This window comes from Rickettsia endosymbiont of Ceutorhynchus obstrictus (assembly GCF_964026565.1).
GTDB lineage: Bacteria > Pseudomonadota > Alphaproteobacteria > Rickettsiales > Rickettsiaceae > Rickettsia.
In genome coordinates this window covers 1,252,662-1,268,345 of record NZ_OZ032162.1, presented here as the reverse complement: position 1 = coordinate 1,268,345, position 15,684 = coordinate 1,252,662, and the positions used below count along the sequence as shown (strand labels likewise).

The window sequence follows — 15,684 nt, the reverse complement described above, 5'->3', positions numbered from 1 at the left end:
AAGACGGTAGATTCCCACCTACGCGGGAATGACACCGAGAGCGTTTTTAACTATCCATGCAACAACGCCGGAAGGAGCGCGTAATGACGATTCCGGTAGCCATACAACAACGCCGGTCTTTTCGAGAATTTTCAAAACAATGTTTTAGTATTATGAAGCGTTTAAGCCACGTTTCATTTTTTTATCGTAGAATGCGATATTTTTTATTGACTTTCAATAGAAAATATTTAATTTCGTTGGTAATTTAACTAAAATGTAAAGAAATGTTAGGTTATCAAAAAGAACAGCGAAGTTTAACAAAAGAACAAAAGCGGGCAGTCGGTTTGTTATCTGTAGGTACTTTCCTAGAATATTTTGACCTAATGCTTTATGTGCATATGTCGGTACTTCTAAATGAGTTATTTTTCCCTGAAACCGATCCTTATACTGCTTCTCTTATTTCGGCTGCGGTTTTTTGCTCTACTTTTGTTTTTAGACCGATCGGCGCTCTTATTTTTGGTTATATAGGTGATAGACATGGTAGAAAAGCTACAGTTGTTATAACAACAATGATGATGGCAATTTCATGTGTAGCAATGGCACTGATGCCGACTTATGCGGAAAAAGGTATTATAGCTACCATTGCGGTAATAATTTGCCGTATTGTTCAAGGGCTTTCTTCTATGGGAGAAGTAATAGGTACAGAAATTTACTTAACTGAAAGCGCCAAACCACCTATACAATATCCGGTAGTAGCGCTAGCAACTGTTTTTGCTACTGTTGGAACATTTGCGGCTTTAGGGATTGCTACTATTGTTACCTCATTCGGCTTTAATTGGCGCATTGCTTTTTGGATCGGCGCTATAATTGCCATTATCGGAACGGTAGCACGAAGAGCTCTACGTGAAACACCGGAATTTGTAGATGCAAAGTTTAGGTTACGAAAAATTTTTGAAAAAGCCAATAGAGACCCCAAAATATTAGAAAATAACCCTATTTGGAAAGAAAAAATAAATAAAAAAACAGCAATAGCATTATTTGTAATGTATTGTGGTTGGTCAATATCCTTTTATTTAGCTTATATACATTGCGGGGAGATTCTTAAAACTTCCTTTAATTATACCCCTGAACAAGTTATTCAACAAAATTTTAATTTATCTATAGTCGAGTTAATTAGTATTGTAACATTGGCAGGTTTAAGTTATAGAGTGTATCCTTTAAAACTCTTAAAAATAGTATTGTGCATGTTTACTATTGCTGCTTTAGCTTGCCCGTATTTACTGGATCATGCTACAACCCCCTTTCATATATTTATAATTCAAGCATTTATTATGGCCTTCGCACTGAATGTTATGCCGGCCGTACCAAATTGTGTGAGACATTTTCCAATTTTTAAGCGTTTTACATATGTTACCTTTGCTTATGCTTTATCGATGGCTTGTATGCATGTAATTAGCTCTTTTGGTATTATTCATTTAACCAAGTTTTTCGGTAATTGGGGATTATTGGTTATTATGATTCCAACAAGTATCGGATTTGGATTTGGTATACTTCATTTTGAAAAATTGGAGAAAGAAGCGGGGCTTTATCCTCAAAAATCGCTGAATAACTCTTCTCCTGCTGTTGCTTAAGGGATAAATATTGATAACAAATTTGTCTTAACTTGTATGCAATATCTTTCAATTCAAGATACTCTGCTAAAACTACAAAGTAATCAAAAGTTTCACCTATAATTTTTTTAGCTTTCTCAGGAGATTTAGCTCCTAACGTTTGTAAATTATGCACTCGATCAAAGATTTTTATAACTGCCGTATCATGTCTTTTTTGTTGAATTAATAAATTTATACTTTCCTCGGCACTAATTTTTCCGGAAGGTTTAATTCTAGTTAAACCTTCCACATGGTTTGCTACATCTTTATCAAAAATTTTGATGATATCATTTTCAGTAAGTAGCGTATCTTCAATAGTATCGTGTAATAAAGCAGCATTTAACATACTAGGGATGAAAAGCTTAGGAGCTTCAATCGCCGTAAACTCCGCAACCATATACGCCACTTCTACCGGATGCGAGTAGTAAGGGTCGCCTGATTGTCGCATTTGTGCGCCGTGATATTTCCGTGCATAATAAATACCCTTTTTAACTTCTCTAACATCTATTGGGTGTTTTACCAACTTGTTTAAACAGGTGATTTTATTCAATAGCCTTGCAGCATAACCGCAAATCTCAAACTTTTCTTCCCAGCAGGGAATATCTTTCATAAAAATTAACTCAAAATGAGAAGTATTTCTTTAACCTTACAATTTAATAATAATCTTTAAATAACACGAAATATAAAGCTTAAATTATGTTAAATATAATCTAAAATTTTACGAAGCTGCATATTATATGCTTTATTTTCGCAACAAAAAATTTTGTAGTCTAAGCTTTATTTATTATTTTAGCTTTTCTGCCGCTTCTTCCGCATCTAACTCGGCTTCTATTTGTTGGTCTTCTAATGCCATTTCTTTAGCGTGTCTTTCTGTTAAATAACTATTTAGTATCCGCATGAGAATCATCACAACAATTAAAGCCGGTATAATAATTTTAAACATATCTTTGGTGTCTTTCCAAACTCGTGCATTTCTTTGCCTTTTTTCTTCCCTATATTCTTCCTCTGACTTTTCTTCTACAACAGAAATAGTTGGTTCTTCCTGATCAATCATTTTTTACCTTTTAATATATTACGGTGAAATAAATTTATTTAAGAGAGGCTAAACATCAATAAATTTTGACTATATAGTAATGAAATAAGTAAAATTGTCAAATTATTTAAGTTGTAAAGGAAAGGTAAAACATGATTAATAATCATGTTAAATATACTTATCTGTGATCTAGGTGAATAAAGTTTTTGCGTGTGACCTCTAACCATTTAGGCTTTGTTGCATGGCTTGAAAATTAATAAAAAACTCGTCATTACGAAGCCACGAAGTGGCTGTGGCAATCCAGGCTATCCCGAATGTAGTGAGGGATTTAATTGTAAGCATAGTATCAGTCATTCTGGAAGAAACAACGTCAACCATGGGAGAATAATATTTTATACATTTATCATAATAGTTAGTATAGTAATTGTTTATCTGCTATTTCTTCAAGCTTAGAATTTGTTATTCTCTACAAATTCCTTTTTCAACTCACTAAACGTTTGGTAACTTAATTCGCTTAAACTTTCTACCTCCAAAATCTCGGTTAGTTTGGCAGTAATCTTCAGGAAGAAGTGAGTGAAAAATATAACCCATCCAAAGAGCGTATCATTTTACAAGCTTATAAAAACGATTCAGCTATAAAATTATTGAAACGATGTCTATGAATCTCACAGCTTAACCCCTCAATTAGCGTTTCCGTGTTTATTTTTACATATCGCTATCTACACACATAACCACCGTCCCCGGAGGTGATTTTTAATATAAATCTCAATATTACATCTCCCTTTATCATTAATATAATGCCTGTTGTAACTATTAGTGTAGTAACCCAAGATATCCTACCTCTTAAACTTTGTATTCCTAACGCTACTACTCCTATTACTGCTATAGCTCTTACTATGTTGTTACGTTTATAATAAAACAAACAGAAAGCACTACCAATAGGATCATTTGCATCATACCCTATCGCTGCATTAGCTGTATTTGTTATAAACACGGTTAATATCAACACTATAACAGTTAAGTAAATATTTGAGATGACCTTCATATTTTTTCTCCTCCAGTTTCCTTAAGTCAGTATATATATTATCCATATTTGCTTATATTTATACTATTGCTGCCAATATTCGGCACTCTTTAAATATTGCAAGCTCATCCGCTGCTAACAATCTTCGCACCATTATAGCCCATTGCTTTGCTACATTGATCTATTAGTGGGCCAAACTTCTGTTCTATCTAATCCTGCATCGCTTCTTTTTCTCTCAATTTTAACACATTGTTTAGAGTAATCTTTTAAGGCGAAATTTGCTATATTTATTTTTATGTATGATAGAAATAAATTATTAAAAGAGGTTTTTAGGTCTCAATAAAAGAAAGTAATATGTAACTGCTATATTTAGTTAGGAATGCTTAGATTTTATAAAAATAATCTAGTATAAAAGTTGTGATATATTTCTTCGTCGACGTTAAGAGCATTGTTTAAATGCTGTGAGTGTTAGAGGTGGAAGGCGTTGTTGCATGGCTACCGGAATAGTCATTGCGAGCGACCGGAAGGAGCGCGGCAATCTAGAAAATAATAAGTTTCATAGCATTTTTTGCTATTTTTTCCTGGATTGCCACGTCGGCATAAATGCCTCCTCGCAATGACTATTCCGGTAGCCATGCAACAACGCCAAGCTCAAGAAATAATGGAAGATATTTATAAAAAAGATTAGGTTTTATATGGAAAAATTTACAGATTATTTAAGAGAAAAATTACAAAATGAAGAAATATTAGTAGAATATGTTAATACTGCCTTAGAGCAATATTTTCTAGACCATAATAAGGAGCTATTCCTTGCTACTTTAAAGGAGGCTATCATAGCTAGAGGAGGAATAACAAAAGTATCTAAAGAAGCACATATCAATAGGCAGCATATATATAAAATGCTCTCTAGTAAAGGTAATCCTAGTTTTGACAATATTGGCTCTTTGTTAACTATTCTAGGGTTACAGTTAAAAGTTGAGGCGCATGCTCTTTAGTTATTAGTTGTGTAATAAACTTAAACCTTGGAACTTGTGTTCCGTCTGCTAAAACTATTTCATTAAACATGCTAAGCGGGCGAACCCATAGAGCAAAATCATCATATAAAGCTTGATAGACAACTAGTTCTTCCTCTGTTTCAGTATGTTTAGCAATGCCGATTACTTTATACTGGTTACCCTTGTAATGTTTATAGATACCAGGTTTAATCATATCTTTATTTCAATGTTTTTCAAATCAGACGAGTATATAATATGTACACTTTACTATATTGCAAGTATGAAATATACTAGTAGTTGTATGCAATTCTAACTAATTTATTATTCACGAGTACCAGCTTGAAAAAATTTTTTACCATATTTTTTAGTATAATAGCACTGTTGTTGTGCCGTACAACTTTTGCAGAGTCACAAGTAGAATTACCGCAAAAATTAACAAAAAATTAACAGATTTTATTGAAAAGCTTGAACTGCAAAAAACCGAATTGCAAGGAGGGGCAATTGCAATTTTGTACAAGGGCGAGGTTGTTTATAAAACGACATTTGGAAATCAAAAAGGTGATACAGGAGCTATTACTGATAAAACTTTATTTCCGTTAGCATCAGTTTCAAAACCTGTTTCAGCAATAGCAATTGCATTAATGGCAGATCAAGGAAGTTTAAATTTTGATGAAAAATTCAAATTACCTTATTTGAAAAATGCTGTCAGCCTTCGTAATATTTTGAGTCATACAACAGGCTATCAATTCTCAGGAAATACTGAAATTGAGCAAGGGGTGACTCGTCCAAAACTTTTAATGCTACTGCAAAAACAACAACCTAGTTGCAAACCGGGACAATGTTATCAATATAGTAACACGACTTTTAGTTTAGTTGAAGAAGCTTTAAATTGTAAAAAATCAAGCTTAAATGCTGCAATAAATAATTTGCGTACAACGCTTAAAACACAAGATATACAAATATTACCAATAGAGCCTAGTGCAGAGCTTGCTTACCCCCACTCTAAAAAAATAATAGATGGAAAAGAGGTGATAACGCCTTTGCCGTTCCCACCTTATTACCCAAAAACAGTTCCGGCATCTGCCGGTATTTTTGCCTCAATAGATGGAATGATTGAAATATTTAAACTTAGCTTTTGCTATAAACCAAATCTTATTTCTAAGAATACTTTAGATCGTATGTACAAAATAGTAAAATCAAACAAGGATATTTTTAACTGGCAATTAGATTGGCCGATTGATCAAAAAATGATTGAGTCATATTATGCTCTTGGATGGCGTATCCTTAAAGTAAAAGGACGCTCAAATAAAGACTTAATTTTTCACACGGGCTATATTAACGGTATTAATACTTTTATTGGTTTTATACCATCAGAAGAAATTGGGATTATTATTTTGCTAAATCAAGAGTCTAAATTTCGTATTAAAAATGCATTTGGGCTTTGGTTCGATTACATTGATTAAAGAGACTAAGCGTTGTTGCATGGCTCGAATTTTCGATGTCATTCCCGCTAGGCAATGCCCGCGTGGATCGGAAATGAATAAAAATCCATCATGGCGAAGCCACGAAGTGGCTGTGGCCTCCAGGCTATCCCGAATATATGAGGGATTTAATTAGAATACTAAACAAGTTTAGTATAAAAATATGTTTATACTTAGATGGCCACGGCGCCAAAAGGCGCCTCGCCATGACGATTTGGGTATCCACGCGGGCATTGCCTCGCGGGAATGACATACGGCACTTTTTTAGAGCCATGCAACAAAGCTAAGAGACTATGCAAAGTGGCTCAGATGTTATGCAAACTCACCGTGCCATATTGATTACTGGATAATCAGTAAGAGTTGCAGGGAGTATACTAATATAATTTTCACTCATTGCTTTTTCAAAATATATGTTCTGTGATGGTCATATTTTATCTTCTTGCTTCTCATCACCCAAGAACCCACCTACTTGAGCATCCCACAGCTGTTTATATAAGCCGACTTTTGTAAGCAGTTTATTATGCGTGCCATCCTCTACAATTTTACCTTTATCAAAAACAAGGATACGATCCATATGTAAAAGCGTAGATAGACGATGAGCGATAATAATTGTTGTTTTATCCTGCATTAACTTCCAAAGGCTTTCTTGAATCAGACTTTCCGTTACAGAGTCCAACTGTGAAGTAGCCTCGTCTAAGATAAGGATCGGAGCGTTTTTTAGAAAGCTTCTTGCAATTGCGATACGTTGACGTTGCCCGCCTGAAAGTTTTATGCCACGTTCACCAACCAATGATTCATAACCGTGTGGAAGCATGGTTATGAACTCATGAGCGTGAGCTTTTTTAGCCGCTTCTATTACTTCTTCGTCAGTCGCATTAATACGTCCGTAACGAATATTATCCATTAAACTTCTGTGAAATAATGATGGATCTTGAGGGATCATGGCTATTGCTGCACGCAAAGAATCTTGAGTTACATCACAAATGTCCTGACCGTCAATTAAAATGCTACCCGCTGTTATATCATAAAGCCGCAGGATGAGATTGACGAAGGTTGACTTACCGCTGCCGGAGTAACCAACAAGTCCTACTTTTTGTCCGGCTTTAATCTCAATTGACTTGTTCTGAAAAAGAGGTTCAGTCCCTTTGTAATGAAACTTAACATTATCGAAAGTGATTTGACCACTCTCGCATTTAAGAGCTATTGCGTTAGGCTTATCTTGAATTTCCAGTGGCATCATCAAAGCAGATAAACTTTGTTTGCATCTACCGACTGCTTTATTAAATTCATCGACTTCTGACATGGTATACCACATAATATGACCTGTTTCCATAGAAAGACCGAGAATTAAAGCAAAATCACCTAGGGTAACTAAATTTTTGCTATAAAGATGAACTAAAAAATAACAAGAAAACGCCATCATTATAGCTATTAACCCTCCTTGAATAGAATGCATTATAAGGGCATAAAAATAGACGGCCGTGTAGGTTTTTTGTTGTTTGTAAAGATAAGGAATCATTCTTGAATTTTCATAGCTTCTTCTAGCAAAAATTCTGATATTGCTCTGATTAGATAAAGAATCAACTAATTCCCCTACAACTATCGATTCTGCAAAAGCTTGTGCATCAGATAGCGAAACAAGCTTTTTTGACATTAAAATACTGCTACCGGTAAATAATATAAACCAAATAACTAATATGAAACAAAATATCGGACTCACAAAATAAGCAACTACAAAAGCGGTAAATAACAATGAAGCACCTCTTAAAAAATTAGATGCAACGCTGCTAAAAAGTTTTTCAATGCCATCAGCTAAATTAGTAATTTGTTTAGATATTTTTCCTGATAAATTATCTTGAAAAAACTGATGAGATTTCTTAAGCACATAATCCATCGATTGCCAGATAATATGATTGATAATCCTAGGGACAAATTTGCAGCGTATATAAGTAAGCCCTCTCCAAGTAAAATTATCAAATACTATAAAATTCAAGACAATAAGACTTGCAGGCAATACAAGAATTGAGGTATCACCCCCCTGAATTTGTGGGAGAAGGTTAATGATATGCTTAATTAGTATGCTGTTAAATGGTCCCCAAAAGCCTGCGCTTAAGCTAAGCAAAACAAAAATAATTACAACAGACTTATAGCTTCGCAAAAAGTGCCATATGAATGGAAAAAGAGTTTTTGGCAGTTGGTCTTGCATTTTAAGAGCCTCCCCAACTAGCTCCGCCGTCAACAGTGATACATGTCCCCGTTATATAGCAAGAATCTACATTTGATGCAAGTAATAGTAGAACACCGTTAAGGTCTTTAGGTTTTGCTACGAAACCAAGCGGAATAGTACGTTCTATAATTTGTTTTTGCTCATCGGAATTCAGTTTATAATCTGTAAGCGGTGTATGAAAAAGTCCGGGGCTAATACAGTTAATCCTTATTTTATGTGGTGATAATTCACCGACCGATGCTTTTGTAAGCTGTATAACAGCAGCTTTGGAGGCTGCATAAGAAGCCAGCCCTTCACGTAGCCTATTTGCTCCATTCACACTGGCAATATTGATAATTGATCCATGAATATTATGTTTTTTCATATGGTTTGCGACCGCTTTTGTTACGTGCCACATCCCTATAAGATTTGTTTGTATAATGCTTTCAAACGTGCTATTTTCATCTTCTTCAAAAACAGGTGTCAGTTTAGCAATTCCTGCATTGTTTACACAAATATCGATTTTTTCATTAGCATTTTCCAGGCAAGAAAACGCCTGCGCAACTGATTCTTTGCTCCCGATATCCATTTTTACAGCCTTTGCATTCCTAAGCTCTAAAGCTAAAGCTTCAAGTTTTTCCTGACTTCTGGCAGCTAACAAAACTCGTACACCTGCACTATTTAAGGTACGTGCAAATTGTTTTCCAAGTCTGCTTGAAGCTCCGGTAATTAGAGCTGTTTTTCCATGTAAATCAAATATTTGAGTCATATAACCTTTTTATATAAATAACATTCTTTATTAATCAATCTTTTCAGTGGCAGAAATAGGTTATTCGGTAAATTATCAAGGACGAACCACTGCCAGCTTTTAACCTTATGAGGCTCTAGATTTTGCAGCTGATCTTCATTTAAACAATGAGCTTTAAGGAAAATCGAGACGTAATGCTTTTGCTCTTTTTCAAAAATATCATTAGTAACGGCTATAAATTCAGGATTTTCAATTATAAGATTTGTCTCTTCTAAAACTTCCCGAATAGCGCACTGCTCAAACGTCTCACCAAATTCCAAATGCCCTCCTGCAGGAGCATAGCTAGATTCCCCATGAGAATTAATACGCTTGCCCAGCAAAATCTCATTTTTACTATTAAAAACTATAATGCCGATGCCGACACGTGGGTAGTTATTCATACTTTTATTTTTTGCATTCAAAAATAACAATCTCATCATCTTCATCAGGGCTTCTATCTTTATTAAAAGTTTTAATAGCCCGTACTTCTCTAAAACCGACACTATGTAATAATATAGTTAATTCGTCTTGGTTATATAACCTAAATTTTAATTCTTCAATTTCTGTACAAATAATTTTATTATTATCAATAAGTTCATATCTTCCTATAGAAGAACAAATATTGTCTTTCAAAGTTGTGCAAGTAGAAAATATTATCATTTTACCATCCTCTCGCGACCATTTTGAGCCTCCCCAAATACCTGTAGTTGGTGCAGTATTAATTGTATCACTTTCAAATAATAAAATGCCGTCTTCTGCTAAATGATCATAAAATATTTTAAGTGCAGATTTGACTGCTTCTTGGTCAATAATTAAACAAAATGAACCACTTGGAATAAAAATTAAAGCATACCGCTCTGGCTTCGTTAAATCCTCTATAAATCCGTTCCAAACGTTAGGCTTAAGATTTTTAACCTCTGCTTTATGACATAATCTCTTAAGCATATGTGGGCTTGCATCAAATCCTTGTATGTCAAAACCTTCTTCAATAAGCGGTAGTAGAAATCTTCCACTTCCACACATTGGTTCAAGAATTAAACCTTCAGCATTTTTAATATAAGAGCGATAAAATTCATAAGCATCTTTTGGCGGGGTAGGTCTCCTTAAGTCGTACACTTCCGCGCAAAGACTCAAATAAGTATCAAGCTTGTTCATTTTTATATCTTTTTTATTATTCGTGAATCTCTGCTAAAATGAAAGAGCAATTTTTGAAAGATTAGTATTCTTATAAATTGTGCTTACTTTTGGATATCTGCCTTGCCATGTCGGCAGCTATTTGACTGTGGCTTTGGTTAAAGGAAGCAATATAAGGAGTTTGGATATTCATGTTAACTACTATATTATATCCACCTGCTGCTTGTATTTGATTGAAAGGTACAATGCTACCGACTGAATGAGGAATAAATAGCTCAAGCTCGTCGCCGTCACCGACAATATGCGCTTTACCGGGGCGAGAGCGTGGTACGCAATGCGAACCCTAAATCAGTATAGGTTGAAGTTGATTGATGTCCTAACAAAGCCTTATTATATCGGTAATTTAAAAGTCTCTTACTAATAAACCTAGTAACAGAATGGAGGTAATTTGCCCCTTTCTCTTTTGTATTTCTAATATAAACTAGCTCCCAGGTGCTGCGCTATTGTCTAAGCTCATCAAACCACCCAATATAATAAGCTCCCCCTCCTCGCTATTAATTGCTGTATCTATTAAACACGGGCTTAATTCATCAATCCGCTCGCCTATTTCCTTTAAGCTAAACTTTTTCAAAGCAGCCCCCAGCAATTCCGGATGATTCAAAAGCGGCTTGTCGTAAATTATTTCTTTTACTATATTTACTATAAGATCGTTATCTGTTTTGTTTTGCCGCTCTATTAATTCGTCAAGCTGTTCGTCTATAGCCATGAGCTTTGACTTTACAAGTTTATCGGTTAAAAGCTTTTGTAGGCTATTTATTATTTGATCTATATCAGTTTTGTTAGTAAGAAGCTTGGTTTTTTGTGGTATATCTTTTATGATATCTTCCATTATAGTTTTATCTTTAGCATTTATAGTAGTATTATTAGCTATTTTAACGTTTATCTCATTTGCTATTTTCTCAAATACATCACCTTCTGCTGCTAAATTCTTTTCTGCATTTATTTTATTTTCTTCATATAAAGGTTTTTCAATAATTTTTATTGCGGCTTTTTGATCATTTTCCTTTTTTACTACTAAAATTACTTGATTAGAACTTTGAGACTGTTCTTTCTTATAATTTTTTTTTGCATTTTTTTTATTAGAAATATACAAAGGCTTCGGACTTATTATTATTGCTTCATTATAATATTCTATTGCTCTATAATATTCTTTTCGAGCACAATAAATATTACCATAAGCATTTAATGCTTCTGCTTGTGGATTATTTTCTTCTTTTAATATAATATTTCGTTGTAAATATTCATTAATTGCCTTTTCTTTTGTGTTAGTATTCCAAATAAGAGAAGAAAATATTTTTTTTACTTTTGAATCTTTATTTTCTTCTAGATTGAGAGAAGTCAGTACTGTATTTATTTTTAAAGCATCTGTAATTAGCTCTATTCCTTTACTGCTACTTCTAAGAGTAAGAGAGGTAAGCGCTATATTACTTTTCAAAGCCTTAGCAATTTGCGCTACTTCTTTATTAGTTAAATTATTCTGTTGAAGATTTAGAGAAGTGTCACCGTTATTTAGGTTATCTGCTTGTATTATAGCTCCCATTTTTTTTAACAAGCTTATTAGTTCTTGGGTTTGTTGTTTTTTATACTTTTTTTCTATGCTTAATTTTTTAGTAATATGTTTTCCAGCAACATCTGTGTTTTTCCAAGCAATAAGATTTATTGCTTCATTATATTTTTCTAACGCCTTATCATATTGTTTGTCAATACAAAAAACGTCACCTTGAGTGCCTAATATAGTTGCTTTTTTTTCATTCTCACTTTTTAAGTTAATATTTCTTGTTATATAATCCTCTATCAATCTATTGTAGTAAGATACTCCTAAATCCAATTCAATAAGCGAAGTATTAGTTTTTAAAGCCTCGGCAATTACCTTTAACCCTTCAGGTGCGGGATTAAAACCAAGATCAAGGTAGCGCAAAGTTATATTAGTTTTTAGAGTGCTACCAATTGCTTTCATTCCTTCATCTCCTATGGAATTCCATTTAAGATTAAGTGAAATAAGAGTTTTATTAGTTTTTAGAAACTCGCTAATTTCTTTTGCTCCTTCGTCAGCGATAGTGTTATTCATAAGGTTAAGAAAGTGCAGGGCTATATTAGTTTTTAGAAACTCGCTAATTTCTTTTGCTCCCTCGTCAGTGATATCATTATTCGTAAGATTAAAATAGCGTGGAGGTATATTAGTTTTTAAAGCTTCAAAAATTACTTTTACTCCTTTATCACCTATATGAGCCGAACTAAGATCAAAACTCATAAAAACATGCTTGTTTTTTATTGCTGTAGCGATTTTCTCTGCCACTTCAAAACCTAGATAGCTGTTGCTAAGGTCTAGGCAATTTATTCCCTTTTTTAAATCATTAGCTGCATCATTAAATTTATTTACTTCTAAAAATTCTATTAGCTCTTTCATACTTTACTCCTGAATTAAATTCTATAATTCTTAATGTTTTGTTAAAAAATAACTAAATATGATAAAGATCATAATAAAGAAGTTTAAAAAGCCAAGAGATATTTAACTAAAATGTATATTTAAGGTGGATAACTATTCTTTAACAATTCTTCGAGAATAAAAGGAAGAAATAAAATAATATTAAGTTTTAATAATTGATAATTATTATATTTATTAGTTTAAAGATTCGTTTTAATATTGCTAACTTTTAGTATAGCCTAAACACTCTACTAGTCGTTTCTTTGAGAAACAGCCCGTAAAGTTCAGGATATTCGGCTTTGAAGGTTAGAAGGTCGAAGCTGCTACGAGTGCAGTTTTTCCATGAGATGATGGGTTTGTTGTTAAGGGTTAGTGTATTATGTAACTAGCCGTAGCTCATATTTAAAAGTTATGCTTGATCAGAAAATCTTTTAACAAGATGCATGTAAATATCTAAAGTTTCAAGTTCGTCTTTGTTAAAAATATATGGAATCTTTGCATAAATAAGAGTTTTCCGGTTCTTTTGATTTATTTTATCGCGAGGCAAAAGTAGCTTGTATAAAGGATTGGTCAGTTCAGTTTAAAGGCTTTAAAGCAGCAGCAAGAAAAAAATGAAGAAAAGGGAATTTCATTAAATTTCCTTCTTAATATTAAAAATGAATAAATAATAAAAGAAAGTTAAATTTAGATTTTTTAGATCCAGCAGATATCAAAAATACTTTTACGCAATCCTTATAAACACTTTCTAACGCTAATAAATTATTAAATATTGTTTTTTTGCCACCGAATTTAGTTGAATAAAACGATTCAATATTGATAATAACTTGACATAAAACATTAACGCAATTAATATATTTTTTAACAAATTAGACTGAAAAAATTATTAAGCTTGTTTCTTCCGGCTAATTCAAAATATATTATATTAGTACTGTAAAGATAAATAAGGTTATGTAATGCCTGCCGATAAGGATGCCCAGCTAGAGAATGCAATAAGTGCAATTAAGGCGCAGCTTACCGCTACTACAAACCCTGCTGAGCTTGCAAGGTTAGGCGGTGAGGCAGCCGGTCTATTATCTAGTACCAATAACCCGGATTTAATAAAAGAAATTACAAATTTACAGGCTTCTATAGCTACCAAAGAAGAAACCGCACAAAATAGAGTTTCTTCCGGTATAAATGCTCAGAATATCGAAGCGGAAGCCTTGAGACAAAACCCTCAAGAACTTGCAGAGCAACAAAAATTAGAAAATTTCAATATCGAACATGAAAGGCTTAACGCACAACATGAAACTTTTTTGAAAACTGCTGATAAATATCTTGCGGAAAGACAAAAAGAAAATGAAAAATTAGAGGAATTACTCAAAGATATTAGGGCAGGCAAGGAAATTGATCCTGAACGATTAAATTCATTTAAAAAGACGCCGGAGCAAACTCAAGCAGAACAGCAAGAGCTGGAAAGTTTACGTAAGCATCAGGCAGAAGCTAATAAACATCATGCCGACGCACTTGCTCACGAAGAAGAGATGCAAAAAGAACGTGCAAAACTTGCTAAAGAATTAGCAGAAAAACTTAATGCTATTAAAGATTTACCTCCCGCCGAACGAGAAAAAGAAACTCTAAAATTAAAACCTCTAGAAAACCGCTTAGCTCAACAAGATGCTAAATTAGCCGACTTCAAACCGAAATTACAAAAAACTGCAGAAATTAAAGCTACGGCAGATAAAGTTATTGAAGAGACAGAGAAAAGAAAGGAGCAAAGAAAAGATATCGAGAAAGAAATTGAAAAAGAAATAGAAAAACATAAAGAAACCAATCCACAAAAATATTCAGTATTAAGCAAGTTTGGCAATTTATCAGAAGTGCCGGAAGAAGCAATTAAAGCAGATAAAATATCGAAAAATTCTATTGTTGCCAAAGAAGAACCCTCTATTAACCAAAAACCTACACCGACTAATAACCAAAATCCTATAAAAGAAAGTCATACTATTGGTGATAGAATAGTGGATTTAAATGAACAATTAAAATCTCGTCCGGCATTAAAGGGTGAAATAGAAAAAATAACCGGTGAGTTAAAAATAGGTTTGCAAAACCAAAAAAATACTTCAGTCAACAGCAAAGAAAATGAAGTTAATAAACAAATAGCTAAAAATACTCAGCAAAATAAAAATGACGGTCATACTAGATAAAATAATTTAAAAATGGATAAATTATATGGCAAAATCAGATTCCAATCGTTATCTTGATGATAATAAAACTGACTTATATACAGCTAATAACTTATATAAATATGCATTAAAAGGATTTGAGAATACCAATATATTAAAAGAGCAGCAAGGTTTAACTAAACTTGCTATAGACGGTTATAAAATAGTTAAATGGAGGTTAACTGAAGCTCTTCTTTTCGGTAAAGCCGAAGCCGCTGCGGCTCTGGCTTATATGAATAGAGAAGGTCTAGGAATAGAAAAAAATCTATATCAAGATAAATTATTTGTCTCCATAGGAAATAAATTAGGTGATGCAACTTGTAGAGATTTGATCACTAAACGAGATTACAGTAATGTTGAAAAAGAGGCTAATATATGGGTAAATTTTATAAAAAGTAATAAAAGAAATCCAGATGCAGAAATACCGACAGCGGATTTAGTGTATGCAGAAGGAGTATTAAAAGACATGCTCTTAAATAATTCTATAAAATTAGATGCTTATAATAGTCATATTGATATTATAAAATTAGATCAAGCAGAAACAACGCATGCTCCCAATATTCCTCACCCCCAAACAACTACTGCTTACCACCAACCTTATGCAAGAGAAAATGATCCTCATCATTCCCCGGTTAAACCCATGGGGCAAAATGCCGATAAGCATTCTCATTGTGATATATTATAATCCCCTACACCTAAACATTTCC

At 33.3% G+C, this 15,684-nt stretch carries 15 protein-coding genes and 1 pseudogene; 7 read left to right on the top strand and 9 right to left on the bottom strand.

Annotated features, from left to right (window positions below; all coding sequences use genetic code 11):
• Positions 1-263: 263 nt before the first annotated feature.
• The gene (locus AAGD64_RS07230) at positions 264-1,610 is read left to right on the top strand and encodes an MFS transporter (protein WP_341792911.1); all 1,347 of its coding nucleotides are present in this window, start codon (positions 264-266) and stop codon (positions 1,608-1,610) included.
• Here the strand turns inward: AAGD64_RS07230 and AAGD64_RS07225 are convergent.
• From AAGD64_RS07225 to AAGD64_RS07215, 3 genes are all read right to left on the bottom strand, one after another.
• Positions 1,492-2,238: an HD domain-containing protein gene (locus AAGD64_RS07225; protein ID WP_341792910.1), complete on the bottom strand. Its 747-nt coding sequence runs from the start codon at positions 2,236-2,238 to the stop codon at positions 1,492-1,494. The two genes, AAGD64_RS07230 and AAGD64_RS07225, sit on opposite strands and share 119 nt — an antisense overlap.
• 174 nt (positions 2,239-2,412) lie before the next feature.
• Positions 2,413-2,682, bottom strand: a complete 270-nt coding sequence (locus tag AAGD64_RS07220) for a hypothetical protein (RefSeq protein ID WP_341792895.1) — start codon at positions 2,680-2,682, stop codon at positions 2,413-2,415.
• 694 nt (positions 2,683-3,376) lie between these two features.
• Entirely contained in the window at positions 3,377-3,706 is a 330-nt protein-coding gene (locus tag AAGD64_RS07215; protein ID WP_341792909.1) for a TrbC/VirB2 family protein, read from the bottom strand.
• 674 nt (positions 3,707-4,380) lie between these two features.
• On the opposite strand from AAGD64_RS07215, the gene AAGD64_RS07210 reads away from it, so the two are divergent.
• Positions 4,381-4,680 (top strand): transcriptional regulator, encoded by a 300-nt coding sequence (locus AAGD64_RS07210; protein WP_341792908.1) that lies wholly within the window; start codon positions 4,381-4,383, stop codon positions 4,678-4,680.
• On the opposite strand, the gene AAGD64_RS07205 is transcribed toward AAGD64_RS07210, so the two are convergent.
• Positions 4,637-4,894: a DUF1653 domain-containing protein gene (locus AAGD64_RS07205; RefSeq protein ID WP_341792907.1), complete on the bottom strand. Its 258-nt coding sequence runs from the start codon at positions 4,892-4,894 to the stop codon at positions 4,637-4,639. The genes AAGD64_RS07210 and AAGD64_RS07205 overlap by 44 nt on opposite strands.
• A 172-nt stretch (positions 4,895-5,066) precedes the next feature.
• Between AAGD64_RS07205 and AAGD64_RS07200 the strand changes: the two genes are divergently transcribed.
• The 3 genes from AAGD64_RS07200 to AAGD64_RS07190 are packed head-to-tail and all read left to right on the top strand — an operon-like array spanning position 5,067 to position 6,448.
• Positions 5,067-6,143, top strand: a complete 1,077-nt coding sequence (locus AAGD64_RS07200; RefSeq protein WP_341792906.1) for a serine hydrolase domain-containing protein — start codon at positions 5,067-5,069, stop codon at positions 6,141-6,143.
• A gap of 19 nt (positions 6,144-6,162) precedes the next feature.
• On the top strand, positions 6,163-6,297 hold the full coding sequence (locus tag AAGD64_RS07195; RefSeq protein WP_341792905.1) for a hypothetical protein: 135 nt from the start codon (positions 6,163-6,165) through the stop codon (positions 6,295-6,297).
• Complete coding sequence (locus AAGD64_RS07190; protein ID WP_341792904.1) at positions 6,281-6,448, top strand: hypothetical protein; 168 nt, start codon at positions 6,281-6,283, stop codon at positions 6,446-6,448. The genes AAGD64_RS07195 and AAGD64_RS07190 overlap by 17 nt, the downstream gene beginning before the upstream one ends.
• A 137-nt stretch (positions 6,449-6,585) precedes the next feature.
• Here the strand turns inward: AAGD64_RS07190 and AAGD64_RS07185 are convergent, their stop codons facing one another.
• The 5 genes and pseudogenes from AAGD64_RS07185 to AAGD64_RS07165 form a co-directional block, all read right to left on the bottom strand.
• The gene (locus tag AAGD64_RS07185) at positions 6,586-8,367 is read right to left on the bottom strand and encodes an ABC transporter ATP-binding protein (protein ID WP_341792903.1); all 1,782 of its coding nucleotides are present in this window, start codon (positions 8,365-8,367) and stop codon (positions 6,586-6,588) included.
• 1 nt (position 8,368) lies between these two features.
• Complete coding sequence (locus tag AAGD64_RS07180) at positions 8,369-9,136, bottom strand: SDR family oxidoreductase (RefSeq protein WP_341792902.1); 768 nt, start codon at positions 9,134-9,136, stop codon at positions 8,369-8,371.
• 92 nt (positions 9,137-9,228) lie between these two features.
• A pseudogene (locus AAGD64_RS07175) lies at positions 9,229-9,555 on the bottom strand (nucleotide triphosphate diphosphatase NUDT15); the annotation flags it as partial.
• A 4-nt stretch (positions 9,556-9,559) separates the two neighbouring features.
• Complete coding sequence (locus AAGD64_RS07170; RefSeq protein ID WP_341792901.1) at positions 9,560-10,309, bottom strand: class I SAM-dependent methyltransferase; 750 nt, start codon at positions 10,307-10,309, stop codon at positions 9,560-9,562.
• Between the two features lie 460 nt (positions 10,310-10,769).
• Complete coding sequence (locus tag AAGD64_RS07165) at positions 10,770-12,755, bottom strand: tetratricopeptide repeat protein (RefSeq protein ID WP_341792900.1); 1,986 nt, start codon at positions 12,753-12,755, stop codon at positions 10,770-10,772.
• Positions 12,756-13,726: 971 nt separating this feature from the next.
• Here AAGD64_RS07165 and AAGD64_RS07160 point away from each other — a divergent pair.
• A complete protein-coding gene (locus AAGD64_RS07160) occupies positions 13,727-14,959 on the top strand; it encodes a hypothetical protein (RefSeq protein WP_341792899.1) in 1,233 nt (410 codons plus the stop codon).
• Between the two features lie 25 nt (positions 14,960-14,984).
• Positions 14,985-15,662 (top strand): hypothetical protein, encoded by a 678-nt coding sequence (locus tag AAGD64_RS07155; RefSeq protein WP_341792898.1) that lies wholly within the window; start codon positions 14,985-14,987, stop codon positions 15,660-15,662.
• The last annotated feature ends 22 nt before the right edge of the window (positions 15,663-15,684 follow it).